The following is a 26,801-nucleotide window of genomic DNA, read 5'->3' as shown; positions in this document are numbered from 1 at the left end:
ATCATTCTTACTAAATTTTATTTGCCCTTAAAATGAACCACCTGGATGTGTGGGATTATAAATGAAGAGAGGAGGAACATTCAATGCCAACTATTAACCAATTGGTACGTAAACCTAGACAAAGTAAATCTAAAAAATCTGATTCACCAGCATTAAATAGAAACTTTAACAGTAAAAAGAAAAAATTTACTGACTTAAATTCTCCACAAAAACGTGGTGTTTGTACTCGTGTAGGAACAATGACACCTAAAAAACCTAACTCCGCGTTACGTAAATATGCTCGTGTTCGTTTGTCTAACAATATTGAAATCAATGCGTACATTCCTGGTATCGGACATAACTTACAAGAACACAGTGTTGTACTTGTACGTGGTGGACGTGTGAAAGACTTACCTGGTGTGCGTTACCATATTGTACGTGGTGCACTTGATACTTCAGGTGTTGATGGACGTAGACAAGGACGTTCATTATACGGAACTAAAAAACCTAAAAAATAAGTTTAAGATTGCGTAAATTTTCGCTATAAACTAAAGAATTATATTATAATCGGAAGGGAGGATTTATATTATGCCTCGTAAAGGATCAGTACCAAAAAGAGACGTATTACCAGATCCAATTCACAACTCTAAATTAGTTACAAAATTGATCAACAAAATTATGTTAGACGGTAAACGTGGAACAGCACAAAGAATTCTTTATTCTGCATTCGACTTAGTTAAAGAACGTAGTGGTCGTGAAGCAGTTGAAGTATTTGAAGAAGCTATCGATAACATTATGCCAGTATTAGAGGTTAAAGCTCGCCGTGTTGGTGGCTCTAACTATCAAGTACCAGTAGAAGTTCGTCCAGAACGTCGTACTACATTAGGTCTTCGTTGGTTAGTTAACTATTCACGTCTTCGTGGTGAAAAAACTATGGAAGAACGTTTAGCTAACGAAATCTTAGATGCTGCTAACAACACTGGTGGCGCAGTTAAGAAACGTGAAGACACACACAAAATGGCTGAAGCTAACAAAGCATTCGCTCACTATCGCTGGTAGGATAGTAGCTGTTTCCCTGAACATGTTCCATATTGGTAGATTACTATCACAGGTTCGTGTTTAGGGCATCGCCATATTTATAGTATTTATTCGCAGTTATACTGGAAGGAGAAAAATACATGGCTAGAGATTTTAGTTTAGATAGAACACGTAATATCGGTATCATGGCTCACATCGATGCTGGTAAAACAACTACGACTGAACGTATTCTTTACTATACTGGACGTATCCATAAAATTGGTGAAACACACGAAGGTGCTTCACAAATGGACTGGATGGAACAGGAGCAAGATCGTGGTATCACTATCACATCTGCCGCAACAACAGCACAGTGGGATGACCACCGTGTAAACATCATCGATACACCTGGACACGTAGACTTCACTGTAGAAGTTGAACGTTCATTACGTGTACTTGATGGTGCAGTAACAGTACTAGACGCTCAATCAGGAGTTGAACCTCAAACTGAAACAGTTTGGCGCCAGGCAACAACTTACAGCGTACCTCGTATTGTTTTCGTAAACAAAATGGACAAATTAGGAGCTAACTTCGAATACGCAGTAAGCACTATCCATGACCGTTTACAAGCAAACGCACAACCAATCCAATTACCAATTGGTGCGGAAGACGAATTTGAAGCAATCATCGACTTAGTTGAAATGAAATGTTTCAAATACAACAATGACTTAGGAACTGAAATTGAAGAAATCGAAATTCCTGAAGATCATAAAGAAAGAGCTGAAGAAGCTCGTTCAACATTAATTGAAGCAGTAGCTGAAACTAATGATGAATTAATGGAAAAATATCTTGCTGATGAAGAGATTTCTATCTCTGAATTAAAAGGTGCTATCCGTGAAGCTACAAACAACATTGAATTCTATCCAGTTCTTGTTGGTACAGCTTTCAAAAACAAAGGTGTTCAATTAATGCTTAACGCAGTAATTGATTACTTACCATCACCGTTAGACGTAAAACCAATCGTTGGTCACCGTGCTGACAACCCTGAAGAAGAAGTTATCGCAAAAGCTGATGACAATGCTGAGTTCGCTGCTTTAGCGTTCAAAGTAATGACTGACCCTTATGTTGGTAAATTAACATTCTTCCGTGTTTACTCTGGTACTTTAACATCAGGTTCATACGTTAAAAACTCTACGAAGAACAAACGTGAACGTGTAGGTCGTTTACTACAAATGCACGCTAACTCTCGTCAAGAGTTAAACACAGTATATTCAGGAGATATTGCAGCTGCGGTAGGTCTTAAAGATACTGGTACTGGTGATACTCTATGTGGTGAGAAGAATGACATCATCTTGGAATCTATGGATTTCCCAGAACCTGTTATTCACTTATCAGTTGAACCTAAATCTAAAGCAGACCAAGACAAAATGACTACAGCTTTAGTTAAGTTACAAGAAGAAGATCCAACATTCCATGCACACACAGACGATGAGACTGGACAAGTTATTATCGGTGGTATGGGTGAACTTCACTTAGATATCTTAGTAGACCGTATGAAGAAAGAATTTAACGTTGAATGTAACGTTGGTGCACCAATGGTTTCATACCGTGAAACATTTAAAGCATCAGCTGAAGTTCAAGGTAAATTCGCTCGTCAATCAGGTGGTCGTGGTCAATATGGTGACGTTAAAATTGAATTCTCACCTAATGAAACAGGTGGCGGTTTCGAATTCGAAAACGCTATCGTTGGTGGTGTAGTTCCTCGTGAATACATTCCATCAGTTGAAGCTGGTCTTAAAGATTCAATGGAAAACGGTGTATTAGCTGGTTATCCTTTAATTGATGTTAAAGCTAAATTATTTGATGGTTCATACCATGATGTCGATTCATCTGAAATGGCCTTCAAAATTGCTGCATCTTTAGCGCTTAAAGAAGCTGCTAAAAAATGTGATCCAGTTATCTTAGAACCAATGATGAAAGTTACAATTGAAATGCCTGAAGAGTACATGGGTGACATCATGGGTGACGTAACATCTCGTCGTGGACGTGTTGATGGTATGGAACCTCGTGGTAATGCACAAGTTGTAAATGCTTTTGTACCACTTTCAGAAATGTTCGGTTATGCAACTTCATTACGTTCTAACACTCAAGGTCGTGGTACTTATACAATGTACTTTGATCACTATGCTGAAGTTCCAAAATCAATTTCTGAAGAAATTGTTAAGAAAAACAGTGGCAATAAAGCCGAATAATTAAACTTGTTTTGTTCGACAACTGTCTGTACAATACACATAAAGCTTAATTATGTAGCTTATTGTTTTATCAATTGATTTTTTGGGAAAAATGCATTATAAAGGTACTGTATGGTCCTTTATTTCCAAATTATAATCCATCTTCTCATGATGGTGAGAAACTGTCATGAGAGATAAATTAAAAATAATTTTCTAACGAATAGGAGAGATTTTATAATGGCTAAAGAAAAATTTGACCGCTCAAAAGAACATGCCAATATTGGTACTATTGGTCACGTTGACCATGGTAAAACTACTTTAACAGCTGCTATCGCAACTGTATTAGCAAAAAATGGTGACTCTGTAGCACAATCATATGACATGATTGACAATGCTCCAGAAGAAAAAGAACGTGGTATTACTATTAATACTTCTCACATTGAGTACACTACTGAAAAACGTCACTATGCGCACGTTGACTGCCCAGGTCACGCTGACTATGTTAAAAACATGATCACTGGTGCTGCACAAATGGACGGAGCTATCTTAGTAGTATCTGCTGCTGATGGTCCAATGCCACAAACTCGTGAGCACATTCTTTTATCACGTAACGTTGGTGTTCCAGCATTAGTTGTATTCTTAAACAAAGTTGACATGGTTGACGATGAAGAATTATTAGAATTAGTAGAAATGGAAGTTCGTGACTTATTAAGCGAATATGACTTCCCAGGTGACGATGTACCTGTAATCTCTGGTTCAGCATTAAAAGCTCTTGAAGGCGACGCTGACTATGAGCAAAAAATCTTAGACTTAATGCAAGCAGTTGATGATTTCATCCCAACTCCAGAACGTGATTCTGACAAACCATTCATGATGCCAGTAGAGGACGTATTCTCAATCACTGGTCGTGGTACTGTTGCTACAGGCCGTGTTGAACGTGGTCAAATCAAAGTCGGTGAAGAAATCGAAATCATTGGTATGCAAGAAGAGTCAAGCAAAACAACAGTTACTGGTGTAGAAATGTTCCGTAAATTATTAGACTACGCTGAAGCTGGTGACAACATTGGTGCATTATTACGTGGTGTTTCACGTGATGACATCCAACGTGGTCAAGTTTTAGCTGCTCCTGGTACTATTACACCACATACTAAATTTAAAGCGGACGTTTACGTTTTATCAAAAGATGAAGGTGGTCGTCATACACCATTCTTCACTAACTACCGCCCACAATTCTATTTCCGTACTACTGACGTAACAGGTGTTGTTACTTTACCAGAAGGTACTGAAATGGTTATGCCTGGTGATAACGTTGAAATGGACGTTGAATTAATTTCTCCAATCGCTATTGAAGACGGTACTCGTTTCTCTATCCGTGAAGGTGGACGTACTGTTGGATCAGGCGTTGTTACAGTAATCAACGAATAATATAGATTTCTATCTTTGATAGAATTTTTAAAGCCTCCTTCGGGAGGCTTTTTTTGTATGGAAAAGTACAAGGCGGCTATTTGGCCTTTGTGCTTCTTTATATAAAGGTATACATTTGCCTATGCAAATGCATAAGACTTACTAATCCAGTTTTACTGAATAAGTAAGTCTTTAAAATCATTTTATGACTAAGGTAATAATAGAAGGTTCGCCTGAGCAAAAGCTCATGCATAAAAGCACCTAAGTCATTTTATGACTAAGGTAATAATAGAAGGTTCGCCTGAGCAAAAGCTCATGCATAAAAGCACCTAAGTCATTTTATGACTAAGGTGCTTTAATAATTACTTTTTCGAGTTCTAATATTTTCAAGAATTCACTTGTTGCATATTTCATTGCTTTTTCATCAATGTTAAAACTTGGGCTATGATGTGGATGTATAGTATCAATTTCAGGATTACCACACCCAGTTAAAAAGAATGCACCAGGACGTACTTTTAAATAGTGTGAGAAGTCTTCACCAATCATCATTAAATCTGATTCATTGAATCTTAAGTTCATATCATTAGCGGCCTGTTTCACTACTTCATAGTTATCTTGATGGTTGTGTACAGGTAAATAACCTTTAATGTAGTCAAAGTTGTACGTTATGTCATTAGCCACGGCTAAACCTTTAAGTAATTTTTCCATTTTAGTCATAACATGGGTTTGAATTTCTGTATCAAATGTACGTACAGTCCCTTTGCAAAATGCAGAATCCGGAATAATATTATCCGCAGAACCTGCTTGGACCATGCCAAAACTAATTACAGCTTGCTTTACAGGATCAATAGTACGGGATACAATTTTTTGTGTACTCATAATGAATTCTGCCATAATCACAACAGGATCTATCGTTTCTTGTGGCTTAGCGCCATGTCCACCTTTACCTTGGATTGTAATGCTAAACTCATCAGGGGAAGCCATTAATGCACCAGGACGTGAATAAATTGTGCCTGTAGGGTATCCAGACCATAAATGATTACCATATATTTTATCAACGTCTTGTAGACAGCCATCATCAATCATCTCTTGGGACCCACCGGGCATAATTTCTTCGCCATATTGAAAGATTAATATTACATCGCCATTTAAAGAAGATAAGTGACTTTCAATAATCTCTGCAACACCTAATAAAATTGCCGTATGACCATCATGACCACATGCATGCATGACGCCAGGATTTTTAGATTTATAGTCTACTTCTGTTAATTCATCTATAGGTAGTGCATCAAAATCTGCACGAAGTGCAACGGTTGGTCCATCACCATGACCTTTAAATGTAGCTACGATACCATTACGTCCTACAGGTGTACGAATTTCACATGATAATTGACTTAATTGATTAAGTATAAAGTCACGTGTGTGATATTCCTCAAATGATAATTCGGGATATTGGTGGAGGTAACGTCGAACTTGTACCATTCTACTTTCTTTTTGTTGTGCTAGTTGAAACCAATCAAACAACTTCAGCCCTTCTTCCTTAAACATTTTTCACTATTATACCACTTAATAATGCACAACTGTAGGTGCAATTGATAGTAGACAAATTATGTTGTGAAAAATGCATTGTGACGTGTGCTTATAATACTTTCCACTTTTATTAAAATAGGTTATGATTAATTTGAAGACTAAGATAATTCAAAGGGGGACTTGCAGTGGTTCAGTCACTACATGGCTTTTTAGATGAAAATATTCAATATTTAAAAGATAACGGATTATATAATGAAATAGATACAATTGAAGGTGCAAATGGCCCTGAAATTTCTATTAACGGGAAAAATTATGTAAACTTATCTTCCAATAACTATTTAGGACTAGCAACAGACGAAGACTTAAAGCAAGCAGCAAAAGATGCGATCGATACACATGGCGTTGGCGCTGGTGCGGTACGTTCAATCAATGGTACCTTAGATGTTCATGATGAATTAGAACAAACACTTGCAGAGTTCAAAGGAACTGAAGCAGCTATTGCATATCAATCAGGATTCAATTGTAATATGGCAGCTATTTCAGCAGTTATGAATAAAAATGATGCTATTCTGTCAGATGAATTAAACCATGCTTCTATCATTGATGGTTGTCGTTTATCTAAAGCGAAGATTATTCGTGTAAACCATTCAGATATGGAAGATTTACGTGCTAAAGCAAAAGAGGCTGTAGAATCTGGCCAATATAATAAAGTAATGTATATCACTGATGGTGTATTCAGTATGGATGGTGACGTAGCTAAGTTACCAGAAATCGTTGAAATTGCAGAAGAGTTTGGCTTAATTACTTATGTCGATGATGCACATGGCTCAGGTGTAATGGGTAAAGGTGCGGGAACAGTTAAGCATTTCGGATTACAAGATAAGATTGATTTCCAAATTGGTACATTATCAAAAGCAATAGGTGTTGTTGGTGGATACGTAGCAGGTACTCAATCACTAATTGATTGGTTAAAAGCACAATCTAGACCATTTTTATTCTCAACATCATTAGCTCCTGGGGATACAAAAGCAATTACAGAAGCTGTGAAGAAATTAATGGCATCTACAGAATTGCATGATAAACTTTGGGAAAATGGCAATTACTTAAAAGAAGGATTGCAAAAATTAGGCTTCGATATCGGTAACTCAGAATCACCAATCACACCTGTAATTATCGGAGATGAAAAGGAAACACAAGCCTTTAGTAGTCGCTTGAAAGATGAAGGTGTCTACGTGAAATCAATCGTCTTCCCAACGGTTCCTAAAGGTACTGGACGTGTACGTAATATGCCTACAGCAGCTCACACAAAAGAAATGTTAGATAAAGCTTTAGTTGCTTTTGAAAAAGTTGGTAAAGAACTAGGCACAATTAAATAATAATCATTCAAGCCACGTATTGAAAGTGTGCTTGAGTGTATTAATGAGAACGGGCAGTATTCTAGTTACAGAACTAAGAATGCTGTCTCGTTTTATTTTAATATATAATAACCAAATAAATGTACGATATGAGTTTAAGTGGAACACTTGAGCAAAACTCATGTGTAAGAATCATTAACTAACAAAAGTGGAACACCTGAGCACAAGCTCATGAGTAAGAACCACTAACTAAATAAATTTAGAAGTGATTTTTTATAAAAGTAATTCTTTAGAGAGGTGAAAATAAAAGTGCACCTTATTATTATTAGAGGGAATTCTGGTAGTGGCAAATCAACAATTGCCAAACGTATACAACAGCATTTAGGAGAAGGTGTGATGATAATAGGTCAAGATGAAGTACGCAGACAGATGCTTAACGTTCGTGATCGACCTGGTAATTTAGCAATTAACTTAATAGAAGAAATCATAAATTATGGTATTAATCATTGTAACTATGTCATACTAGAAGGTATTTTAAATAAATATAAGTATGGGACGATGCTTAATAGATTTTTTGAAAAATCTAACATCAATGTCTAAGTGGTTTGTCCCGGAAGATACGTTGAACATACAAGGAGAAACATATATTACCGAATCAATGACTGAAGATTATATAATAAAAATGATACTGAAAGATATAGACGTGTTATAAGTCAATTTATTGTGACAACTGCATCTACTAAAAAGGAACAAGGATAGAAATTTATTTACGTTAAAATCATTTCTTTTTATTAATTAGTTATGGAGATGATGACTAATCTTGAAAATAATATAGGCATGAACTGTTCAATTCATGCCTAAAAGTAGTTAATTTGGTCAACGGATTACAAGAGCAAAAACTCATGTGTAAGGACCACTAACTAACGAACTAGAACACTTGAGCAAAAGCTCATGTGTAAGAATCACTAACTAAATAAATTTAGAAGTGATTCTTTATAGAAGTGGTTCTATAGAGATTATTGTTATTTAAATGGATTTGTTTTTGTTTTATTTTTAGTATTCTCTCGGTTTTCTTTATTTTGCATAAAAGGGATTGCAAACCATAAAATATGGAGCATACTTGCTAAGATTACAAGTATAATTGGAATGAATATTTCAACGATACTAATATTAATAACAAAGGATGCTAAGATAAATGCTGTTATTGATGGTACAGCACAGACAATAACAACTGTTAATAAAACAAATTGAACTACTTGTGTAGCAATGGGACTATAAATATCCAGAATTAAAATGGCAATGTAAAATAGTGTGATAAACACAAGCAACAAAATAATCCATCCTGTTGCCATACCACCTTGAGTTTTAATGTAATCTTGGTAAGGTGGAAGTGTAGGTAAAATAAATAAAATCATCGCTGACAACCATGACAAAATACCGAAAAACATAAAGAAAATTTTTGAAGTGTCTGTTTTATTCATAATAACAACCTCCTAAGATATCAAATCTCTATTGGCTTATATTAAGTAAATATATGGAATACCATATTTAATGGTGATTGCGCTTTCATTAATTTACATACCCTTTAAAGAAAGTTTTAACGCACAATAAAAAGGTAATATATTAATAATACTGTGTTAGATTCAATTTTTGATTATAAAGAAATAACTATAATTTCACCTGTTTAAATGGTGTGTTTATGTTAAAGAAACGTGTTATAAGGGGCTAGTTAATGGATAAAAATTTATGGTTGCATTTCACAACACAACGTCTTATCATTAGACCGTTGGAAGAAAATGATTATGAATCATGGTTACGAGGTTTTGTAAATAGAAAACCATCTCAATATAAACATGACAAGGGTCAACTAGATATGTCAGATGCAACCGAGCCTTGGTTTGCAGCTTTGGTCACCAGACATCAAGAGGCAATTAAATCGGATGATTTATATATCTTTGGAATCTTTGATAAGGCACATAATCATTTAGGTATGCTTAATATTAAAAACTTAAGTCGTGATAATTTTCAGTGGGCAGAGATTGGCTATTTTATTCATAACCAACATTGGCATCAAGGATATGCTTATGAAGCATTAACAGAATTAATTAAACAAACCCGCGATACACTGAATTTTCATAGAATTGAGGCTCATATCAATATCGATAACCCAAGGTCTGTTAATTTAATTGAAAAAGTAGGATTCCAATATGAATGTGTCCGTAAGGGGTTTATATTTGAAAATGGTCAATGGACAGACCACTACGTTTATTATTTAAATACACATGATGAAATATTAAAAACATAAATCAAGAAAGGAAGGAGTGTCAACATGGAGTTTAGAGAGTTAACAATGGGAGACGAAATGATGTATTGTGATTATATGAGAGAGTGGATTGATCACGATGAGAAAGTTGTACCTGAAATCACTAACATTACAAAGTATAATAACTTTGAAGATTTAGTACATGAATTAGCTGATAATAAATCACATGATGCATCGGTAGATAATACGACGCTATTTTTAATCGATGATGATGAGATTATTGGTGCTGCAAATATTCGTCATAATTTAAATGAGCAACTTAAAACAGTTGGTGGCCATGTTGGCTACGGCATCCGAAAGAAACACCGTGGCAAAGGTTTTGGTAATAAATTATTGAAAAAATCTTTAGATTATTTATCAAGAATTGGTGTACAAGAAGCATTGATAACATGCGATAAGGAAAACAAAGCTTCAGCGGCAGTCATTCAACACAATGGTGGAGAAGAAATTGAAGCTTCAACATTAGATGATGGAACAGTAGTACGTCGTTTCCAAATTGAAATCGCCTAATTATTACAAAATATAAAGCATGACTTAAATTATGTATTTTTAAAAACACCGGCAAGAGTCTTATGACTTTTGTCGGTGTTTTTGTCGTTTTAATTGTTGCATGGTATGGAGTATTACTGCAATTTATGTAAAAATACAAAATTACTAATGAACTAGGTCATTTAAATTTTTTAAGAAAAAATAGATATTAATTAGAATCTAATAAATAAAAATTCTTGTTTTCAGTAGAATTTTAATCTTAAAGTGAATCTATATTTATTGTAAAAAATATAGATTTTAATAAAATAATACAGTATAATATAACCTAAATGACTTTTTCGGTATTTTTTTTATTATAAGAGTGAAATGTTCATAAGGGCGAAATAATAAATGAATGGAGGATGCGTTTATGAATATCAATATTTTGGGATTTAATATTTTTGCTAAAGGCGGAACTTCAAGAAGTAATATTAATTTGATTAAATCCTTTTTAAAGCAAGGATATACAGTTAATTACTTTAATAATTTAGACTTTGATCAAGATGCTATTACACGTTTGCTTATTCATGAAAACATTGATAATGAAAATCTAAATATCTATAAATTTAGAGATATAAAATTATTATCTAAATGCGATGTATTAATTATAACAAGAGAAGATTTATTCCATTACGCCAAAGACGTCAAAGCTATCAATAAATCAACTAAGGTCATTGGAGAAATACATGGCCCAATGGAATATATAGATGATTCAATAGACCTTTGCTTAGAAGCTATAGATGGTGTAAGAGTTAGTACAGAAGGCATTAAACAGAGGTTTATTTGTAAATATAACTATAAATCAGTATTTAACAAATACGTTAATGCAGAACATATTAAAATTAATAAAGAACCAATAAATACGAAAAGAAACCTTTTAATAAAAGCACGCTTTGAAGACGGCATCAAAGATATTTCATATGTAATCAAATTGGTGAATTATATTATTAAAAACACTGAAAGAGACGATATTCAACTTTATATTGTTGGTTATGGTCCGTCAGAAGCATTATATAAGAATCTCGTAAATTATTATAACTTACAAGACAATATACATATAAATGAGAAAGAACCGTTAAATTATATTTATATTTCCTCATCACCTTATGAAACGTTAGGATATTCAATTTTAGAAACACTAGCTAGAGGAAATAGAGCACTTATTTACCCAGGTAATGATGATGTACTTAAAGAAGTTTACGACAAATACTATGGTATTCAATTTTTAGAAAAAAACCTTTCTAGGGACAGTAAACTATTACTTTCAATGTTAAATAATAAATATTCAAAAGAAAATAGACTAACAGATGTTGAAGTTTTAAATACAGAATTTCTTGATAGTGAATACAGTAACCAATATTTAAAGCAATTTAAAAAAGCGTCTCAAAACAAACGTCCTCTTGTACCGACAAAATATAAAAAAAGAGTACGTCTTCAACCTAAAAATAAAATTGAAAAATTAGATAGTGGTAGAGTTTTATATAAAGATTTAAAAGAAAAACCTTTTTTAAGTAAGGTGTTAAAAAATAATATTTTCTTCGAAGGGTTAAAAAAATATTATAATAATCGTAAAGAAAGACTTAGTAAGAAAATATTAGATGATATAGAACCAAAAGAGAGTAATGTATTTATTGAATCGTTCCATGGTAATAATTTTAGTGGAGACCCTAAATATATCGCACTTAGTATTCAAAAAAACTACCCACAAAAAAATATTTTTGTTAGTTCAGCTAATTCTTTAGTAGACATTGAAATTAGAAATTACGGTTTTAAACCTATACGCTTTGGAACTGAGGAATACAAAACTAAATTTAGGCAATGTAAGTATATCTTTATGAATAGTAATTCATGGGATAAAGTATATAAACATCCGGATCAAGTGTTTGTACAAACTTGGCATGGCTTCCCGTTGAAAAAAATGGTGAATGATTTAGGAGACGAAAAAGAACGAAAAAATCAATTAAAACAATTCAGACCACGTATGAAAAAATGGGACTATTTATTAACATCTTCAAAAATGAATACGATGTTACTTGAATCGGCATTTAATTTAAAAGAAAATAAAAATCTGCAAATCCTAGACTACGGTGCTCCTAGAAATGAATATTTACTTAATCAATTAACTAACGAAGAACGTAAAAAATTACAAAGAAAATATTTATTTACGACGAATGAAGATAAGAAATATATTTTGTTCTGTCCAACATGGAGAAAAAAAGAAAGAGAAAATTTAACAAGTATTGATTTAGTGAAATTATTAGAATATCTTCCTAAGGAATATGAAATCATTGTTAAATTACATCCAAACGAAGGCATGCTTAGAAGTAAATATAATAGTTTAGATGCTAGAATACATTGTTTTTATAATGAATTTGTAGATATTCAAGAATTATATATTCTTTGTGAAACGATGATTACTGATTATTCATCAACTATCTTTGATTTTGCACATTTAAATAAGCCTATTCTGTTAATACAAGAAGATGTAGAAATGTATCAGAAAGATATTGGCTTTTACTTTAATATTTTTGAATTAGGACACTTCCCAATCGTTTCTTTAGATGAAGAAAAACTCGCGCTGCAACTCAAAGGCATGAATTATATGGATTATTCAAAAATAGTGAACAGACTGATTTCAAAAGATAGTAAAGAAAGTTCGCAACAAATATTAAAGACTGTTTTTGAAGAAACTAATAGTAATGGGATGGATAAATAACATGAATACAGAAATGATTTATAAGATCAATGAGCCAATTGACTTTAATAGTGACAAAAGAATATTGATAGATACTGAAAGTAACTTAAATTATTTAGAAATGGTAAGAAAAACTCCTGAGCTTCATGAACAATATAAGACATTATTAAAAAATGATTATATACTTTATTTTCATCAAGGAACTATTTCTAAATTCTATAAAAGAAAACATGTCAAAGAGCTATTTCAAAGAAAAGATTTGAAACAATTTCGTGATATCTTCTATACTTTGGATGAACCAGAAGGCAGAAAGGTAAATGAAAATGTCCCTAAAAAATTGTTAGTTATTTTCACTTGTATGCCTAATTTACAAGAGTATGATAGTGCATTAATGCCTAAGCGTATGTTTCCTAAATTCTTTGATGGTATTGAAAGAAGTTTAGTGAAAAATGTTTATACGATGCGTATTATGGACTTGAATGTATCTCATGGATCTCACTATATTAGTACGATAAATTATCCAGAATACGAAGAAGATATTCAAGATGCGATTAGATATGCAGCGAGCAATCTAGGTGTTGAAGATGAAAATGTGGTATTATATGGTGGATCAAAAGGTGGGACGGGTGCGTTATATCACGGTGCAGCATTAGACTTTAAGACAGTAGCGGTAGACCCGATCGTCAATATAGGTGGTAATTTAGCTCAAAATGATAGACGCTTTATGAAAGGATTAAGAAAGGAAGACTTAGTTCCTTCAATTGAACAACATTTGAAGCAATCAAACGATGCAAAAAAATATGTGATTTGTTGCGATAATGTTAAATATTATTTTGATGAAACAAACCGTATTGATAATCAGTTAATTAATAAAATTAACTTAGATGACGATATGGTTGTGAATCACCCAGACGTTTCACGGAACAGTGTACCAGAACAACTTATGCTGTTAAATGGCCTATTATTAGGTAAATAAAAATTAATAAATTATATGAGAAATTGTAGAATTATTGCAGTTTCTCTTTTTTTATTAGCGTAATAATCACCACTTAAATGTAAGCGCAAACATAAATAAAAGACTTCACAAGTATTTTCACGTATAATTGTTTTAGTACTAGGTGTTAAAAGTAAACTTAGAAATGAGGTTAATATATGTCGAAAGTAATTAAAGAAATACATAAAGCTTTTGAACGTTTAGAGGATGGTATGACTGTACTAGCAGGAGGATTCGGGTTGTGTGGTATTCCAGAACATAGTATTGAAGCAATTCGTGACAAAGGTACGAAAGGGTTAACGGTAGTTAGTAATAATTGTGGCGTCGATGATTTTGGTCTAGGTCGTTTACTAGAGCATAAACAGATTGATAAAATGATTAGCTCTTATGTTGGGGAAAATAAAATTTTTGAACAGCAACTGATTAGTGGAGAATTAGATGTTGAATTAACCCCTCAAGGTACACTAGCAGAAAAATTACGTGCTGGTGGGGCAGGAATTCCTGCATTTTATACTAAGACTGGTGTTGGTACACGTATTGCTGAAGGTAAAGAAACACGCGATTTTGATGGTGAAACGTATTTAATGGAACGTGCAATTAAAGGTGATTTTGGTATTGTGAAAGCACAAAAAGCAGATACTTTTGGAAATCTCGTCTTTGAAAAGACAGCTCGAAATTTTAACCCTCTATGTGCTATGGCAGCCGCAACAACTGTAGTTGAGGTCGAAGAATTAGTTGAAGTAGGTGAAATTGACCCAGATGAGGTACACATGTCTGGAGTGTATGTTGATTACATTTATTTAGGGTCTCATTTTGAAAAAAGGATTGAGAAACGTACGTTTAAGGAGGCTAACCATGGATAAGCAATTACAACGACAAAAAATTATTCAACGTGCAGCACAAGAAATTAAAAGTGATATGGTCATTAACTTAGGTATTGGGATGCCTACCTTAGTAGCAAATGAAATTAATGATCACGTAAAGAATGTTTATTTTCAATCAGAAAATGGATTGCTCGGTATTGGTCCGTATCCTACAGAATCAGAAATTGATCCGGATTTAATTAACGCAGGGAAAGAAACAGTAACTGCTGCAAAAGGTGCATCTTATTTTGATAATGCAGAATCGTTTGCTATGATTCGCGGGGGTCATATTGACTTAGCTATTCTCGGCGGTATGGAAGTTTCAGAATCAGGAGACCTAGCGAATTATATGATTCCTGGAAAGCTAGTAAAAGGAATGGGTGGCGCAATGGATTTAGTCGTTGGTGCACAAAAGGTCGTCGTCATTATGGATCATATGAATAAACATGGAGAATCTAAGATTAAATCTCAATGTGAACTACCACTGACGGGCGCTGGTGTGGTGAATACATTAATTACTGATTTAGCTGTATTTAAATTTGAGAATGGTATTATGAAACTTGTTGAATTACAACCTGATACAACGTTGGAGCAAGTAGAAGCTAGTACAGAGGCCCATTTTGAAAATGAAGTAAAGTAGGTGGCACAAATGGTAAAAGATAAAGTGACGATTATTACAGGTGCAGCTAGTGGTATAGGATTAGGTATTGCCAAAGTATTTTTGGAAAATGGAGCAAAAGCAGTATTAGCTGATTTAAATCAAGAGAAGCTCATTGAAGAAACAGACAAATTGAAAGCACAAGGCTATGACTGCATAGCTATACAAGTGGACGTTACAGACGAAATGGCTATGAAATCAATGATTGAGCAAACTGTCTCTTATTATGGACGATTAGATATCTTGTTCAATAATGCTGGTTTGCAACATGTTGAAAGTATTGAATCATTTCCTACAGAAAAATTTAGACAGATGATAGATATCATGTTAACAGGGAGTTTTATCGGAACTAAATATGCGTTGCCTATTATGAAACAACAAAAATTTGGTCGTATTTTAAATATGGCTTCTATTAATGGTGTGATAGGTTTTGCAGGGAAAGCGGCGTATAATAGTGCGAAACATGGTATTATCGGTTTAACAAAAGTATCGGCATTAGAAACAGCAACAGCAGGTATAACAGTCAATGCAATTTGTCCCGGCTATATCGACACACCCTTAGTACGTAATCAAATGGCAGATTTAGCAAAAGACAGAGGCGTAGAAGTAGAGCAAGTGTTAGAAGAGGTATTGTATCCATTAATCCCACAAAAACGTTTGTTAGATATTAAAGATATTGCAGATTATGCTTTATTCTTATGTAGTGATAGTGGTAAAAGTATAACAGGACAAGCGATCCTTATAGATGGAGGCTATACAGTACAATAATTTAACGTTAGAGCAATTTATTTTTAAATCAATGATAATTTCCAATTAAAATATGTTACGTTAAAGTTAACAGCGTAAAGTTTAATTGGAGGTAAGCGTTCGATGAAAAATTCAGAGACAAACGGTACAAGTTGGTTTACGATTGTTTTTCCTACGGCTTGCGCTATTATGTCTGATTACATGGATAACCGTTTGTATAGAAATATAATCATTGCATTACTAATTTTAGCGTTTATTTATTCAACTATTAAAAGTTTGAAAATTACATTGTATGGTATAAAAACACAAGATAAAAATGTTCGTACTTGGATTGGCATAAGAACAGATTATTGGATTATTTTTGTTAAAAATATGATTGCATTTTCTCTTATGCTTGGATTAGGCATTAGTTTTTTACTTATAGAAGGAATGATATTATTGATTGCGATACTTACCATTTCAACTACTTACACACTATTATTATTTTTCGAACATTTCATTGAATCTAAAACTGACATATTTGAAGAAAATTATACAGAGTAGAGGTGGCTTATGCTTTATATAGATGCACAGGAACAAGCAAAATTGTTAGATATGAAAGAGATTATTGATGCAGTGGCTGAATCACTAAAAGCATATTCTGAAGGTAAGACAAATACCCCACTGCGTTATTCATTACCTTTTAACGAAGATAATCGCTATCTCGTTATGCCAGCACTTTCAGATGAGTTAAAGATTGTAGGCCTTAAGACTGTGACAGTAGCTCCTAATAATACAAAAATTGGTAAAAATACCATAGTCGGCTCTGTGATTCTATCTGATTATGAAACAGGTGAGACGTTAGCTGTTTTAGAAGGTTCGTATTTAACTAAGATTAGGACAGGTGCCATTTCTGGTGTGGCTACGCAGTATCTTGCGCGAGAAAATGCAAAAACACTTTGTGTAATCGGTACAGGTGACCAAGCACAAGGGCTTATTGAAGCGGTGTTAGCCGTTAGAGATATTGAGCGCATACAATTTTATAATCGCACTTATGATAAAGCAGTTAACTTTTCTAAAAGGGTACAACAAGACCATGAACATTTAAAGCTAGTTGTTTGTGATGATGTTGAAACAGCTATAGCAGGTTCAGATATTATCGTAACAGCGACTAATGCAAAAACACCTGTGTTCAAACAACGCTTAGCACATGGGGTGCACGTAAATGCGGTTGGCTCATTTAAATCAGACATGCAAGAATTGCCATCTGAAGCGGTTGGAGATGCAGACAAAGTCGTTGTTGAAGCGGTAGAAGCAGCAATGGAAGAAACGGGAGACTTAATCAACCCAGTATCAGAAGGTATGTTTGCTCAAGATGATTTATACGGTGAACTTGGACATATCGTTGCTTCTAAGTTAGCTGGGCGCGTGTCTGAAGATGAAATTACGATATTTAAATCTGTAGGTGTTGCTATTGTAGATATTGTGGTAGCAAATTACTTTTATCAAAAAGCCATAAAATCATAATTAAAGTTTAAGAAAAGAGCTAAGACACATTGTTGTCTTAGCTCTTTTTAATATATTTAATAGTTTACTGAATTTCAAGATATCATAAGATCGCCTTTTAATAAAAATTACTCTTATCTAACTAGAACATATAAAGAATTCAAAAATGAGTGGTAAAGTGTAAAAAAACAACACCTTAAGCTTTAAAGAAACATAGTATATTATAGTTAATATGTTATATCTATGAAGGAGGTTAAAGTGAAACGCATATTATTTGTATTATTTCTTTTGATTTTAGTGACATCGCAACCTAGTTATGTATTTGCAGAGTCGTCTATTGATGTAACAAGAGCACATGGTAATAACATAAGTGATTTTTATCAACCTAAAGGTAGTATTATAGCAGACAGTCATACAGGTAGAATATTATGGGAAGAGGATATTGATAAACAGTGGCGGCCTGCAAGCATGTCGAAATTAATGACCTTATCAATTGTATTAGAAAGAATTCAAGATGGTTCTCTCTCCATGGATAAAGCGGTAACTGTAACTGCCGATGATGAACGTTTTAGTCATCACCCATTACTAAGCAATAATATCATGCGTGAGGGAACGCAATATACTATAAGAGAACTTATTAATTTACTGATTGTACCTAGTTCTAATGTTGCAACACGTATGCTCATGCAACAGGTAGAACCTGATACAGGTAAATTTGTAACAATGATGAATCAAAAAGCTAAAAAGCTCAAGATGGCACACACACATTTTACCAATCCATTTGGTGCTGAAAATCGTAGTATCGGAAATGAATATTTACCACCAGGTAGTAACTTAGATGAAGATAATTCATCGACACCGCGAGATTTTGCCAAATTGGCTTTTTATTTAAAAAATACATATCCATATTTAACGTCTTTTACAAAACATATTACATACACTAGTAAACCCAATACTCCATATGAAGAACATTTTCATACGTATCATCATTCATTGGAAGGCGATGTTCATGAATATAAAGGAACAAATGGATTAAAGACTGGATCTAGTGATAAAGCAGCATATAACTATACTGCTACAATAGATAGAGGAAACTTTGGACTCGTACAAGTTGTTATGGGAGTAGGGCATTGGGACGTTGATGATTCAGAGTACAAACGACACGTTATCGGCAATGCGCTATTGGATAAGGTATATAATCAATATGAATATAAAGAAGTTATGCCCAAAGGTAAGCAATATATAAATGGTAAATGGTATAACGTAGCAACACCTTTATGTGACGTAGTTGAAAAAGGACAACAAATTAAGTTTGAAGTTAAAAATAATCAATTATTAGTTGCGGATACTAAGCGACAATATCTTACAAGTGATATGAAACAGCCAAGCGTTATAGTGACACCGCTTAAGCAGAATTATACCTATATGGTAAGTAGATATGGGTGGTATTTATTAATTGCGCTGTGTTTAATTATTATTTTATATATACTTTCTAGAAATAGAAAAACACATATAAAATGAAATAGAGTACTTAAGTAATAAACTGCTCTGTTAAAATGGGAGTGGAAAAGAAATCTAATTTTTTAAAATTGATTTCGTCGTCCTTTCCCGGCCAGGATGACTAGGATTGAAAGAGATAAAGGGTTTATTTGAGCTAAAACTCATACTTAAATATCATTAACTCAACTCATGAGAAGGAGTGTTGTAATTTTCAATCCAGTCAGCTACTGCCATTTTAACAATTACGATTTGAATCAGGAACATTTTGATTATTTAATTGGATCCATACCTTGCTTCCACGAAGGATAAATTAGTTTCCCACCTTGATTGTGGAATTTAGCATTATTAGCACCACGTTCATGTGATTCTGAAGGTTGGATGTTGATTTCTGGCTGAACATTTAATAAGTCTGCATACCATTGTGCCCATACATTGCCTTTGACTGGTTCATCATCCGCAATATTATAAATACCGGATTCAAAGTTTAATGCTTGAATTGCTACTTCTACCGCGTCATCAATATGAATAAATGATTGTATGCCATCAGTCATTGTGACAGCTCCTTCGATAAACGAATTATATATCAGGCCATTTTTACCGTACCATGTACCTGGACCATATAGTAAGCCGTAGCGAAGTACAACATAATTTTCAATACGTGCAGTTTCGCTTTCTAAACCTTCAACACCAGCAACTGTAGTTTTACGATCTCCTATTGCATTATAATCAAGGGGTGTGTCTTCTGTTGCTAACGTATTACCACCTTCATAAGTAAAAGCAATACTTTGAGATTGCATATGTTTCACACCATTTTTTAAAGCGGCCTCGACAAGATGTTTAGTTCCTTCAATTCTAACTCTTGTATTGGCTGACATATCTATATTTTTTAAATCTGTAATCTCATTCATAATAATATCAGGCTGATAATCAGCTATTGCAGCTTCAACTGTATCATATTTTAAAATGTCTCCAATATATGCCTTAACGCCATTATCCACCAGCTTTGCCTTTCCTTGTTGTGATGTCGTGAATCCAGCGACTTGATAGCCTTCTTCTAATAATCTTTGTGTTAATTTAGTACCTATCAATCCTGTAGCTCCAGTAACAAATATTCTTGTCATAGTTACATCCTCCGATATGTTCATATTAATAATTAAATTCACTTTTTTATCGATACGTAAACACTTTTAGGTGAAAATGTATTATTCTTAGTGAGGATTTATAGCTTTATAACAGTGCGAATTTTTAAAGCAATTCATTTTCTTAACTACGTGAATATAGTATGATGCTTATAACAAATACGTAATTAAGTTAGGAAGTTTTAATATGAAATCAATATTGCTAATAGGGCAGTCAAATATGGCAGGGCGAGGTTACTTGGAAGATGTTTCGCCTATTTTAGATGAGCGTATTATGGTTCTTAAAAATGGTAGGTGGCAAATGATGGACGAGCCGATTCATAGTGATCGTTCTGTAGCTGGTGTTGGACCAGCTGCCTCATTTGCTAAGTTGTGGTTAGATGACCATCCTAATGAAACGATAGGCTTGATACCTTGTGCAGATGGTGGGGCCTCTATAGATGATTGGGATTCAGAAAGTGTACTTGCTAGGCATGCTATTGTTGAAGCGCAATTTGCACAAGAAACGAGTGAAATTATAGGCATATTATGGCATCAAGGTGAGAGTGATAGTTTAAATCAACAATATCAAACATATGCTTCAAAATTAAATGAACTTATTGATCATTTTAGAACAACGTTAAATGTGCCTGAAGTACCGTTTGTGGTAGGTTTACTTCCAGATTTCTTAGGGAAGTCAGCATTTGGTCAAAGTGCCATAGAATATAAAGAAATTAATAAGGTTTTACAGCAAACGGCTGAAGAAAAAGACAATTGCTATTATGTTACGGCAGAAGGATTAACTTCTAATTCAGACGCTATTCATATCAATGCAGTTTCCCAACGGCTATTTGGTATGCGTTACTATCAAGCATTTTCAAAATGTGAACACGTTATTAATCCATTACCAGCAGAAACACAAGCTGACACACTATTATATAAACAAGTACATACAAAAAATGAGCAAATGTATATGCTTGTTGCTCAGTTCTCCGAAAATGAAATTACTTATGAAAAGTTTATAGAAGGTATGAAAGAGTTACAATAAATTAAAATTTCCTGGGAAATAAACTTGCTCCAATTCCCTTGTCCTGCCTTGTTTAAATAATTCACTACATTTAGGGTAATTGTAATATTATAAGATATTTGAAGAGGTGAGGATATGGTTAGATTTTCAATTAAACGTGTTGTACTTACAGGGGCCATCGGCGGGTTCTTAGGAGGCGCTGTAAAAATAGGATGGGAAGGTCTTTTACCACCACGAACGCCTAAACGTGATGAAGAACCACCACCTGTTAAGATGATGGAAATATTTAACGTGCCTGATAAAATACGTAACGCATCTTATGTATATAATGGCAATGAAGTGTCGTTTTCAGTCATGGGTATTCACTATGTTTTTTCTATAGTCAATGCTACATTGTACGCACTGTTAAGTGAAAAATACAACTCAATTTCAAGTTGGAAAGGTGGAATGTTTGGTATAGGTCTCCATGTGTTATTTCATGAGATTATTTTACCCATACTAAAACTTACGCCTAAAGTTGATGAAATACCACCAGAAGAACATTTTTCAGAATTGATTGGTCATATCATATGGATGAATACGATAGATTTTGTGAGAAATTCAGTGAAATAATTATACGTAGTATAAATTAACGCCCTCAACATATACATCTGATAGTATGTGTTGAGGGCGTTTTTGATTGTAATAGCTTAATTTATACTACCTTTATTAATTTTTGTGAGACTTTCATTAACATCGAATATTTTAGCATTTACAAAAGGTACACCCATAGATTTGATACGTTGGCTATGCATCTCTAAATACTGCTTTGCATGAGTTTTATTATCAAATGCGTAAATACCTCCGGCTTCTTGTTCTGACTCATTCTCAGTCCAAATCTTCCATAAAAATCCTGGTTCCTGATTGATAGATGTTGCTAAATCTTCAAATTGTTGAGCCATCTCATTACCAAATGGTCCCTCTAAAGGAAAATCTACTTGTAAAATTGTTACCATTAAAAACATCCTTTCGAAATTAAGTTAACTATAAGTTCATTATAACTAGAATTAGTAATGATGTGTACCAACAAAAGTTTGAGTTTGACGTATATTTCATTAAAAATATAAATGTTAAATAGCTATGATGATATGATTTATATATTTTTATAAAAGTCATTTTGATTTAAATTTACTTTTAAAGGGAAAATGGTTAAAACTATATTAATAAGGAGGATAACTATGGATTATAAATTGTTAGGTAATTCAGGCTTATCGGTATCGAAATATGCTCTTGGTAGTATTCCGTTCGCAGGTACAAATGGTTTTGAAAATGCAGGTGGTATGTCTCAAGAGTTGACTGACTATGTGATAGATTATGCATTAAATCAAGGTATCAACCAATTCGATACTGCTAATTTATACGCTAAAGGTGATGCGGAAATTGCGTTAGGTAAAGCGATTAGAGATAAACGTGAACAGATGGTTATCAGCAGTAAGACAGGATTTCAATTAACAGATAATACAAATGATGGTGGAGCAGGGAGAGTGAACATAGAGCGCTCAATTGATGCTTCTTTAAAACGTTTGAACACAGATTATATTGACTTATATTATACACATTTATGGGATGGCCAAACGCCTGTAGAAGAGACGATACAAGTGATGAATGATTTGATTAGAAAAGGTAAGATACGTTACTGGGGCGTGTCTAATTATAGTGGTTGGGCATTAGCTAAGACACATACTTTAGCAGTAGAAAATAATATGGCACCTCCAATCGCACAACAGATTTATTATACGCCTGAATCAAGAGAAGCAGAATATGAGTTATTACCTGCTGCCAAAGAATTAGGTATAGGTAATAGCATTTGGTCCCCTTTAGGAGAAGGATTACTAACAGGTAAGATTAATAGACAACAGTCTGGTGAGTCCGGCACAAGACAAGGTGATGGTTGGGCAGAACCGTATATCAAAGATAAAACGTTATTTTATAACCTCATAGATACCTTGCAAGAAATTGCTGTGCAACATCGTGTTTCAGTAGCTCAAGTTACACTTGCGTGGCTTAGAGAGCGTCCCAATGTCGATTCTCTTGTTTTAGCTGCTAGAACGAAAGAACAACTACAAGATAATATTGCCTCATATAATTTAAAATTAACTAATCAAGAAACAGCCGCAATTACTGATTTAACTAACCCAGAGCCTATATATCCACTGTGGCATCGTGCTATGAACTCTTATGATAAAGCATCAGAATCAGAAAAAGTTTATTTGGATGGTTACAATCAATTAATGTCTAATAAAGGTACGCTATTGTAAGTATAGTGTTGTCAAAAATGAGCAAAGACAAAAAAGGAGTTATTCCAAGTTTGAGGAATAGCTCCTTTTTTGTCTTAAAAAATACCTATAATTGCATTTAATAGCAATACCATGATTAAACCACAAATACCGACAATCGACTGTACGATAGTAATAGTTTTAAATGTTTCACCCATGGACATACCAAAAGATTCTTTGACTAACCAGAATCCACCATGGTTCACATAATTGAAGAATAATGAACCTGATCCAATTGAAATAGTTAATAATTCTTTGTTTATACTAGGGTCTGCTTGAACAAGTGGAAAGATTAAGTTAGTTGCACCAACAATACCAACTGTTGCAGAACCTGTTGAAATGGATAATAGTGCAGCAACCACCCAACCCATGAGTAATGGAGATAACGAAAAGCTGTGTGCTAGGTGAACAATAGCAGTACCTACCCCTGAATCTTCGAGGACTTGACCAAATGCGCCACCACCAGCAATGATGAGTATGATTCCTGCAATAGGTTTTAAGCTACTACCTAAAGCATCACGGATTTTTTGTGTATCTTGTTTATTAAAATAACCAAGTACGGTTATGGCATAGAGCACACCAATAAACATTGCAATGACCGGACTTCCTAAAAATTCAAAAATTTTATATTGTATTGTTTTTTCTCCAAAGAAAACACCTGCAATTGCATGTAATAACATCATGATGACAGGTACTAAAATGGTTGAAAAAGCTAAAATGGTTGGTACGGACTCTGATTGTTCATCTTTATTATCATCTTCTGAAGTATATTGGTTTAACAAATCTTGATTTGGCTTTACAGATAATCTAGGTGTAATAAATTTTCCGTATAAAGGACCGGCGATGATAATAGTTGGAATGGCACAGATAATACCAAAAATCATCGTTACACCTATGTTAGCGTTAAATTGGTTTACAGAAATAAGAGGACCTGGATGTGGTGGTACCATACCATGCATAGTTGCTAATGCTGCAATAACAGGTACGCCAATTGCAACATACGCAGACCCTTTAATTTTATTTTCGTCTTCTAACTTTTTAGCAATTGTAAAAATTAGTGGCAAAAGCATTATTAATCCGACTTCGAAAAACATTGGAATACCAATGATAAACGCAGCCAATGCCATCATCCAAGGTAATTTTTTATAAGATGCATTGTGGAGTATAGATGAAGCAATTTTATCACTTGCACCAGAGTCAGATAGTATCTTGCCGAGCATTGCTCCTAGAGCAATAGTTACTCCAGTTTCTCCAAGTGTAGAACCGGCACCTGCTTCTATCGATTCGACAATTTTATCGATACCTAACCCCGAGGTGAATCCAACAAATATGGCTGTAAGCAACAGCGCTAGTAGTGGATGGAATTTTAATTTAGAAGTGATTAAAAAAATCAGTAACACAATACTGATTACAGTTATAATCAATAGTTGATAATCTTGAGTTGTCAATGGATGTTTCCCCCTTTGAATATGACAAAATTAATTAATATCTCTGTTATATACATCGGACATTAAATGTTTTGAAAGAAAATTAATTTTAGCCATGAGAAACATTTTAAAACAAATTAAAAATAATTACAATAAACCGTTTTCATTATACTGGTAAAACTAGAAAATTAATTTATTAAATGTTTAATATTATCTTGCAATTAAAAATATTAGGTGTATGATGAAAGTGAATAATTACACTTTTGCAGATAGGTGCTACAAAATGAAGGAGTGATTATATTCGTTATTTAGTCAGGTTATGTACAATAGTAGGCTTAACGATGGTACTGTTTCTAGGGCAATCTCTTGCGTATTTAACGAGTAGCAATCAAGAAGTAAAAGCAGAAACAAAAGCAAGTCAAACATGGGGACATGGTGAGGGTGGTGTTGATCTGAAATCTGAAACCCCATGGTACAATTATGATGGATACACAACTCATGATGCATCATTTCCAGTAGATGACGACTTTGTACAGGCGCTAAAATACGATAATGTCACAATTAATGGATATAAAGTGGACCCAGATGCTTATAAAGAATTTGATCATTCAAAAATGTTATATGATACAATGATTAACTTTAATGAACAAGATGAAGTTGTGTTATTAAGATTTGATACAAAGCCTGATACAATTTCTAAAACTGAATTCAAAAATGCGCATCAAAGTAATGACATTTTAGCAGAAGGAGAAACACCAGGTGATGTAGGTAGTTTTGTTAGATATGAAACAAATGAAAGTTATTATAATGTGTACTTTGATAAACAAGGTTATCTATATCAAATAGAAATTCATTAATTACGAAAATTTGTTGTTTGGCAAAAAAGGACATAAATTTAAAGGAGTGATTTATTATGCGTAAAATAGGGAAGATACTTTCAGCAACTGTCGTTGTTTCAACACTTGTGCTAGGTTCTTCAGCAGCATATATTACGACAAATAGTCCAAGTGCACAAGCAGCTGAGCAAGAGCAAAAATGGGGACATGGTGAAGGTGGTGCGAGTGGTGCAAATGCTGAAAGTAATGCAGAACTAAAAGCTGAAACACCATGGTATAACTATGAGGGCTATACAACATATGACCCATCATTCACTCAAGATTATAACTTTGTACGTGCTTTAAAATATGACAATGTTTCAATTAACGGTTATAAAGTAGATACTGATGCTAAGAAAGAGTTTGACCACGTTAAAAAAATCTATGATACTTCTGTATCCTTTAATAGCGATAATGAAGTAGTTCAAATAACATTCTTCACAAAGCCGGACTCAGTTTCTAAAGAAACTTTCAAAGATGCACACAATTCTAATGAAATTATTGAGGAAGGGAAATTAGGTAATAAAGATGGTACGTTTGTAAAATATGAAACAAATGATGGCTTCTATACAGCTTTCTTTGACCAAAACGACAATTTAATGGAAATGACAATTGGTCAATAGAATAATCTAATAGCAAGAATAATTTAAAATAGTGAATAGAGAGGCTGAGGCAAACTTAATTGTCTCAGCCTTAATTATTATAAAGTCCCACTTCTCTAAAGAACTAC

At 33.7% G+C, this 26,801-nt stretch carries 26 protein-coding genes; 21 read left to right on the top strand and 5 right to left on the bottom strand.

Annotation, left to right across the window (positions count from 1 at the left end):
* The first annotated feature begins 83 nt into the window (after window positions 1-83).
* From rpsL to tuf, 4 genes are all read left to right on the top strand, one after another.
* Complete coding sequence (rpsL, locus tag ACSUE0_RS09005) at window positions 84-497, top strand: 30S ribosomal protein S12 (RefSeq protein WP_002484156.1); 414 nt, start codon at window positions 84-86, stop codon at window positions 495-497.
* A gap of 70 nt (window positions 498-567) precedes the next feature.
* The gene (gene rpsG, locus ACSUE0_RS09000) at window positions 568-1,038 is read left to right on the top strand and encodes a 30S ribosomal protein S7 (protein WP_002484155.1); all 471 of its coding nucleotides are present in this window, start codon (window positions 568-570) and stop codon (window positions 1,036-1,038) included.
* A gap of 119 nt (window positions 1,039-1,157) precedes the next feature.
* Complete coding sequence (fusA, locus tag ACSUE0_RS08995; RefSeq protein ID WP_436957041.1) at window positions 1,158-3,248, top strand: elongation factor G; 2,091 nt, start codon at window positions 1,158-1,160, stop codon at window positions 3,246-3,248.
* Window positions 3,249-3,464: 216 nt separating this feature from the next.
* A complete protein-coding gene (gene tuf, locus ACSUE0_RS08990; protein ID WP_017723031.1) occupies window positions 3,465-4,652 on the top strand; it encodes an elongation factor Tu in 1,188 nt (395 codons plus the stop codon).
* A 324-nt stretch (window positions 4,653-4,976) separates the two neighbouring features.
* Here the strand turns inward: tuf and ACSUE0_RS08985 are convergent, their stop codons facing one another.
* Complete coding sequence (locus tag ACSUE0_RS08985) at window positions 4,977-6,155, bottom strand: M20 family metallopeptidase (protein WP_119613543.1); 1,179 nt, start codon at window positions 6,153-6,155, stop codon at window positions 4,977-4,979.
* Between the two features lie 191 nt (window positions 6,156-6,346).
* Here ACSUE0_RS08985 and ACSUE0_RS08980 point away from each other — a divergent pair, with 191 nt between their 5' ends.
* The gene (locus ACSUE0_RS08980) at window positions 6,347-7,537 is read left to right on the top strand and encodes a glycine C-acetyltransferase (protein WP_119613544.1); all 1,191 of its coding nucleotides are present in this window, start codon (window positions 6,347-6,349) and stop codon (window positions 7,535-7,537) included.
* A 288-nt stretch (window positions 7,538-7,825) separates the two neighbouring features.
* A complete protein-coding gene (locus ACSUE0_RS08975) occupies window positions 7,826-8,116 on the top strand; it encodes an AAA family ATPase (protein WP_430459415.1) in 291 nt (96 codons plus the stop codon).
* 422 nt (window positions 8,117-8,538) lie between these two features.
* Here the strand turns inward: ACSUE0_RS08975 and ACSUE0_RS08970 are convergent, their stop codons facing one another.
* Window positions 8,539-8,997: a hypothetical protein gene (locus ACSUE0_RS08970; protein ID WP_017723027.1), complete on the bottom strand. Its 459-nt coding sequence runs from the start codon at window positions 8,995-8,997 to the stop codon at window positions 8,539-8,541.
* Between the two features lie 251 nt (window positions 8,998-9,248).
* Here ACSUE0_RS08970 and ACSUE0_RS08965 point away from each other — a divergent pair, with 251 nt between their 5' ends.
* The 10 genes from ACSUE0_RS08965 to ACSUE0_RS08920 all read left to right on the top strand — a co-directional run bounded on the left by ACSUE0_RS08965 (window position 9,249) and on the right by ACSUE0_RS08920 (window position 19,330).
* Window positions 9,249-9,821: a GNAT family N-acetyltransferase gene (locus ACSUE0_RS08965; RefSeq protein WP_119613545.1), complete on the top strand. Its 573-nt coding sequence runs from the start codon at window positions 9,249-9,251 to the stop codon at window positions 9,819-9,821.
* 24 nt (window positions 9,822-9,845) lie between these two features.
* On the top strand, window positions 9,846-10,349 hold the full coding sequence (locus ACSUE0_RS08960) for a GNAT family N-acetyltransferase (RefSeq protein ID WP_119613546.1): 504 nt from the start codon (window positions 9,846-9,848) through the stop codon (window positions 10,347-10,349).
* 388 nt (window positions 10,350-10,737) lie between these two features.
* On the top strand, window positions 10,738-13,083 hold the full coding sequence (locus tag ACSUE0_RS08955) for a CDP-glycerol glycerophosphotransferase family protein (RefSeq protein WP_436957037.1): 2,346 nt from the start codon (window positions 10,738-10,740) through the stop codon (window positions 13,081-13,083).
* Window positions 13,049-14,038, top strand: coding sequence for an accessory Sec system protein Asp2 (locus tag ACSUE0_RS08950; protein WP_436957035.1), 990 nt, complete (start codon window positions 13,049-13,051; stop codon window positions 14,036-14,038). The genes ACSUE0_RS08955 and ACSUE0_RS08950 overlap by 35 nt, the downstream gene beginning before the upstream one ends.
* Window positions 14,039-14,214: 176 nt before the next feature.
* The gene (locus ACSUE0_RS08945) at window positions 14,215-14,919 is read left to right on the top strand and encodes a CoA transferase subunit A (RefSeq protein ID WP_119613429.1); all 705 of its coding nucleotides are present in this window, start codon (window positions 14,215-14,217) and stop codon (window positions 14,917-14,919) included.
* Window positions 14,912-15,559 (top strand): 3-oxoacid CoA-transferase subunit B, encoded by a 648-nt coding sequence (locus tag ACSUE0_RS08940; protein ID WP_119613430.1) that lies wholly within the window; start codon window positions 14,912-14,914, stop codon window positions 15,557-15,559. Before ACSUE0_RS08945 ends, ACSUE0_RS08940 begins: the two co-directional genes overlap by 8 nt.
* A gap of 9 nt (window positions 15,560-15,568) precedes the next feature.
* Entirely contained in the window at window positions 15,569-16,345 is a 777-nt protein-coding gene (locus tag ACSUE0_RS08935) for a 3-hydroxybutyrate dehydrogenase (protein WP_119613431.1), read from the top strand.
* A 102-nt stretch (window positions 16,346-16,447) separates the two neighbouring features.
* The gene (locus tag ACSUE0_RS08930) at window positions 16,448-16,867 is read left to right on the top strand and encodes a hypothetical protein (RefSeq protein WP_119613432.1); all 420 of its coding nucleotides are present in this window, start codon (window positions 16,448-16,450) and stop codon (window positions 16,865-16,867) included.
* A 9-nt stretch (window positions 16,868-16,876) separates the two neighbouring features.
* A complete protein-coding gene (locus ACSUE0_RS08925) occupies window positions 16,877-17,830 on the top strand; it encodes an ornithine cyclodeaminase family protein (RefSeq protein WP_119613433.1) in 954 nt (317 codons plus the stop codon).
* Between the two features lie 237 nt (window positions 17,831-18,067).
* Window positions 18,068-19,330, top strand: a complete 1,263-nt coding sequence (locus tag ACSUE0_RS08920) for a DUF1958 domain-containing protein (protein WP_436957032.1) — start codon at window positions 18,068-18,070, stop codon at window positions 19,328-19,330.
* A gap of 248 nt (window positions 19,331-19,578) precedes the next feature.
* On the opposite strand, the gene ACSUE0_RS08915 is transcribed toward ACSUE0_RS08920, so the two are convergent.
* Window positions 19,579-20,430, bottom strand: coding sequence for an NAD-dependent epimerase/dehydratase family protein (locus tag ACSUE0_RS08915; protein ID WP_436957030.1), 852 nt, complete (start codon window positions 20,428-20,430; stop codon window positions 19,579-19,581).
* Window positions 20,431-20,635: 205 nt separating this feature from the next.
* Between ACSUE0_RS08915 and ACSUE0_RS08910 the strand changes: the two genes are divergently transcribed.
* Together ACSUE0_RS08910 and ACSUE0_RS08905 are read left to right on the top strand one after the other, a co-directional pair.
* On the top strand, window positions 20,636-21,475 hold the full coding sequence (locus ACSUE0_RS08910) for a sialate O-acetylesterase (RefSeq protein ID WP_119613436.1): 840 nt from the start codon (window positions 20,636-20,638) through the stop codon (window positions 21,473-21,475).
* Window positions 21,476-21,589: 114 nt separating this feature from the next.
* Complete coding sequence (locus ACSUE0_RS08905; RefSeq protein ID WP_119613437.1) at window positions 21,590-22,066, top strand: DUF1440 domain-containing protein; 477 nt, start codon at window positions 21,590-21,592, stop codon at window positions 22,064-22,066.
* Window positions 22,067-22,143: 77 nt separating this feature from the next.
* On the opposite strand, the gene ACSUE0_RS08900 is transcribed toward ACSUE0_RS08905, so the two are convergent.
* On the bottom strand, window positions 22,144-22,449 hold the full coding sequence (locus ACSUE0_RS08900) for a monooxygenase (RefSeq protein ID WP_119613438.1): 306 nt from the start codon (window positions 22,447-22,449) through the stop codon (window positions 22,144-22,146).
* A gap of 222 nt (window positions 22,450-22,671) precedes the next feature.
* Between ACSUE0_RS08900 and ACSUE0_RS08895 the strand changes: the two genes are divergently transcribed.
* Entirely contained in the window at window positions 22,672-23,751 is a 1,080-nt protein-coding gene (locus tag ACSUE0_RS08895; protein WP_119613439.1) for an aldo/keto reductase, read from the top strand.
* A 74-nt stretch (window positions 23,752-23,825) separates the two neighbouring features.
* Here the strand turns inward: ACSUE0_RS08895 and ACSUE0_RS08890 are convergent, their stop codons facing one another.
* A complete protein-coding gene (locus tag ACSUE0_RS08890; RefSeq protein ID WP_436957027.1) occupies window positions 23,826-25,217 on the bottom strand; it encodes a gluconate:H+ symporter in 1,392 nt (463 codons plus the stop codon).
* A gap of 278 nt (window positions 25,218-25,495) precedes the next feature.
* On the opposite strand from ACSUE0_RS08890, the gene isaB (ACSUE0_RS08885) reads away from it, so the two are divergent.
* Window positions 25,496-26,053 (top strand): immunodominant staphylococcal antigen IsaB family protein, encoded by a 558-nt coding sequence (gene isaB, locus ACSUE0_RS08885; RefSeq protein ID WP_436957063.1) that lies wholly within the window; start codon window positions 25,496-25,498, stop codon window positions 26,051-26,053.
* A gap of 56 nt (window positions 26,054-26,109) precedes the next feature.
* The gene (gene isaB, locus ACSUE0_RS08880) at window positions 26,110-26,694 is read left to right on the top strand and encodes an immunodominant staphylococcal antigen IsaB family protein (RefSeq protein ID WP_119613442.1); all 585 of its coding nucleotides are present in this window, start codon (window positions 26,110-26,112) and stop codon (window positions 26,692-26,694) included.
* The last annotated feature ends 107 nt before the right edge of the window (window positions 26,695-26,801 follow it).

The organism is Staphylococcus sp. AS1337 (assembly GCF_051408735.1).
GTDB lineage: Bacteria > Bacillota > Bacilli > Staphylococcales > Staphylococcaceae > Staphylococcus > Staphylococcus xylosus_B.
The sequence above is the reverse complement of the archived record's forward strand: the minus strand, read 5'-3'. Positions and strand labels throughout refer to the sequence as shown.

Excerpts from the sequence above, each read along its gene's own strand:
- rpsL (WP_002484156.1), top strand. The coding sequence starts at position 84 with ATGCCAACTATTAACCAATTGGTACGTAAACCTAGACAAAGTAAATCT.
- rpsG (WP_002484155.1), top strand. The coding sequence starts at position 568 with ATGCCTCGTAAAGGATCAGTACCAAAAAGAGACGTATTACCAGATCCA.
- fusA (WP_436957041.1), top strand. The coding sequence starts at position 1,158 with ATGGCTAGAGATTTTAGTTTAGATAGAACACGTAATATCGGTATCATG.
- tuf (WP_017723031.1), top strand. The coding sequence starts at position 3,465 with ATGGCTAAAGAAAAATTTGACCGCTCAAAAGAACATGCCAATATTGGT.
- ACSUE0_RS08970 (WP_017723027.1), bottom strand. The coding sequence starts at position 8,997 with ATGAATAAAACAGACACTTCAAAAATTTTCTTTATGTTTTTCGGTATT.
- ACSUE0_RS08965 (WP_119613545.1), top strand. The coding sequence starts at position 9,249 with ATGGATAAAAATTTATGGTTGCATTTCACAACACAACGTCTTATCATT.
- ACSUE0_RS08960 (WP_119613546.1), top strand. The coding sequence starts at position 9,846 with ATGGAGTTTAGAGAGTTAACAATGGGAGACGAAATGATGTATTGTGAT.
- ACSUE0_RS08955 (WP_436957037.1), top strand. The coding sequence starts at position 10,738 with ATGAATATCAATATTTTGGGATTTAATATTTTTGCTAAAGGCGGAACT.
- ACSUE0_RS08945 (WP_119613429.1), top strand. The coding sequence starts at position 14,215 with ATGTCGAAAGTAATTAAAGAAATACATAAAGCTTTTGAACGTTTAGAG.
- ACSUE0_RS08940 (WP_119613430.1), top strand. The coding sequence starts at position 14,912 with ATGGATAAGCAATTACAACGACAAAAAATTATTCAACGTGCAGCACAA.
- ACSUE0_RS08935 (WP_119613431.1), top strand. The coding sequence starts at position 15,569 with ATGGTAAAAGATAAAGTGACGATTATTACAGGTGCAGCTAGTGGTATA.
- ACSUE0_RS08930 (WP_119613432.1), top strand. The coding sequence starts at position 16,448 with ATGAAAAATTCAGAGACAAACGGTACAAGTTGGTTTACGATTGTTTTT.
- ACSUE0_RS08925 (WP_119613433.1), top strand. The coding sequence starts at position 16,877 with ATGCTTTATATAGATGCACAGGAACAAGCAAAATTGTTAGATATGAAA.
- ACSUE0_RS08915 (WP_436957030.1), bottom strand. The coding sequence starts at position 20,430 with ATGACAAGAATATTTGTTACTGGAGCTACAGGATTGATAGGTACTAAA.
- ACSUE0_RS08910 (WP_119613436.1), top strand. The coding sequence starts at position 20,636 with ATGAAATCAATATTGCTAATAGGGCAGTCAAATATGGCAGGGCGAGGT.
- ACSUE0_RS08905 (WP_119613437.1), top strand. The coding sequence starts at position 21,590 with ATGGTTAGATTTTCAATTAAACGTGTTGTACTTACAGGGGCCATCGGC.
- ACSUE0_RS08900 (WP_119613438.1), bottom strand. The coding sequence starts at position 22,449 with ATGGTAACAATTTTACAAGTAGATTTTCCTTTAGAGGGACCATTTGGT.
- ACSUE0_RS08895 (WP_119613439.1), top strand. The coding sequence starts at position 22,672 with ATGGATTATAAATTGTTAGGTAATTCAGGCTTATCGGTATCGAAATAT.
- isaB (WP_119613442.1), top strand. The coding sequence starts at position 26,110 with ATGCGTAAAATAGGGAAGATACTTTCAGCAACTGTCGTTGTTTCAACA.